Here is a 247-nt window from a genome sequence, read left to right as displayed (position 1 = left end):
ATTATCATAGTAACTATGTAAACCAGCTAATAAAAAAGATAAATCAAAATGCAACAGGCCCATTTAATCGCATTGATTATATGTCAGACTATGCATTAAATTCACCATTTATATATCATTATAATGGATGGTATTTTTAGAATGAATCCAACGAACTTTATTGTCTTTGTGTTCAGAGTTAATTTTAAATCCATATGGTAAGTTGTCATCATGATTTACTCTAATTCGATCATTCACATTCCAAAGC

General features: G+C 28.3%; 2 pseudogenes. One reads left to right on the top strand and one right to left on the bottom strand.

The annotated features are described in order from the left end of the window. Positions 1-128, top strand: a pseudogene (locus tag IDG64_RS15360) (hypothetical protein); the annotation flags it as partial. On the opposite strand, the pseudogene IDG64_RS15355 reads toward IDG64_RS15360, so the two are convergent. Next, positions 121-247, bottom strand: a pseudogene (locus IDG64_RS15355) (hypothetical protein); the annotation flags it as partial. The pseudogenes IDG64_RS15360 and IDG64_RS15355 overlap by 8 nt on opposite strands.

The organism is Staphylococcus sp. EG-SA-15 (assembly GCF_017151895.1).
GTDB lineage: Bacteria > Bacillota > Bacilli > Staphylococcales > Staphylococcaceae > Staphylococcus > Staphylococcus aureus.
Note: the sequence above shows the minus strand (reverse complement) of the source record. Positions and strands in the feature narration are given on the sequence as shown.